This is a genomic window from Endozoicomonas sp. ALB115 (genome assembly GCF_049310245.1).
Lineage (GTDB): Bacteria > Pseudomonadota > Gammaproteobacteria > Pseudomonadales > Endozoicomonadaceae > Endozoicomonas.
On sequence record NZ_JBLYZG010000175.1, the window covers coordinates 1 to 1760 of the forward strand.

The following is a 1760-nucleotide window of genomic DNA, read 5'->3' on the forward strand; positions in this document are numbered from 1 at the left end:
GAGCTGGACACCATTCGGGAGTTTATTACCGGCTCTGCCCTGACGTTGTGTATCGACCTGTTATTCACCGTCGTCTTTTTTGTGGTGATGTATTTTTACAGCCCAACGCTGACCTGGATTGTGTTGGGTTCCATTCCTTTTTATATCCTGCTCTCTTTGATCGTTACCCCGATTCTCCGTGCCCGACTGAATGAGAAGTTCAAGCGTGGCGCAGAAAATCAATCCTTCCTGGTGGAATCGGTCACTGGCATGGAAACCATCAAAAGCTCAGCGGTGGAGCCCCAGATGCAGCGGCACTGGGAAGATCAGTTAGCGGCTTATGTGTCTGCCTCCTTCAGGGCTATGAACCTTGGCAATATTGCCAGCCAGTTTGCCGGGTTAATCAATAAAGTCGTCACGGTGCTGACGTTATGGGTAGGGGCCACACTGGTCATTAATGGTGAGCTTACCGTTGGTATGCTGATTGCCTTTAATATGATTGCCGGTCGGGTAAGTGCCCCTATCCTGAAACTGGTACAGTTATGGCAGGACTTTCAACAGGCGGGAATTTCTGTTCAGCGATTGGGCGATGTACTGAATACCCCTACAGAACCGGGGCACGATCCGAACCGAACCACATTACCGGCATTGAAAGGTCAGGTGCGTTTAGAACACGTGACCTTCCGTTATCAGCCTGATCGACCGGCAGTGCTCAATGGTGTTTCCTTAACAGTTAATCCGGGAGAAATTATAGGTATTGTTGGCCGTTCCGGTTCCGGTAAAAGTACGCTGACTAAGCTGGTGCAGCGCTTGTATGTACCGGAGTCTGGTCGTCTATTGGTGGATGGTGTCGACCTGGCATTGGTAGAACCCGCCTGGCTACGCCGACAAGTGGGCGTGGTGCTGCAGGAAAACTTCCTGTTCAACCGCTCGGTGCGGGACAACATTGCCTTGGCCGACCCGAGTGCCTCCGTTGAACGGGTGATGGCAGCGGCGAAACTCTCTGGTGCCCATGATTTTATCCTGGAATTGCCCGAAGGTTACGACACCAATGTCGGTGAACAGGGCAGCTTCCTTTCCGGTGGTCAGAAACAGCGCATTGCCATTGCCCGTGCGTTGCTCACCAACCCGAAAATCCTGATCTTTGATGAAGCCACCAGTGCCCTGGATTATGAATCGGAACACATCATCCAGCAGAACATGAAAAAGATCAGCCAGGGACGCACGGTCTTTATTATTGCCCATCGTCTTTCCACGGTGCGGGATGCCAACCGTATTATCGTGATGGACAAAGGTCGTATTGTGGAAGAAGGCACTCATGATCAGTTGGTAAAACAGGGTGGTCATTACGCAAGGTTGAATGCCCATCAGCATGGATTACGGGAGACGGTGTAGATGAAGTCTCTGTTCTCAAAAGCCACCAAGGTGTTGCTCAGTCGAACGGAACGCTCGGAATCTCTGGATGACACCCGTCGTCAGTTTCTGCCAGCGGCACTGGAGGTGGAAGATACCCCAGCCAGTCCGGCAAGCCGGGTTATCGTTAAAGTGATTATCGCTTTGTTTGTCATCGCCATTCTCTGGGCCTGCTTTGGCAAAATCGATATTGTGGCCACAGCACAGGGAAAAATCATACCCGGTGAGCGGGTTAAAACCATTCAGCCGATGGTGATTGGTGAGGTGCAGGCGATTCATGTACACGAAGGCGATGAAGTCAAAGCAGGTGACCCACTGATCACTTTGGTAGGCACCGTCACTGAGGCGGAAAGCGTTCGGTTGCAACA

Annotated in this window: 2 protein-coding genes; both read left to right on the top strand. The window is 51.7% G+C overall.

Annotated elements, in window-relative coordinates; translation table 11 throughout:
• Positions 1–1374: type I secretion system permease/ATPase (locus tag ACO6VE_RS24435; protein WP_422464102.1), on the top strand; the 1374-nt coding region annotated here is incomplete at its 5' end.
• A partial coding sequence (locus ACO6VE_RS24440) for a biotin/lipoyl-binding protein (RefSeq protein WP_422464103.1) occupies positions 1375–1760 on the top strand: 386 nt, incomplete at its 3' end.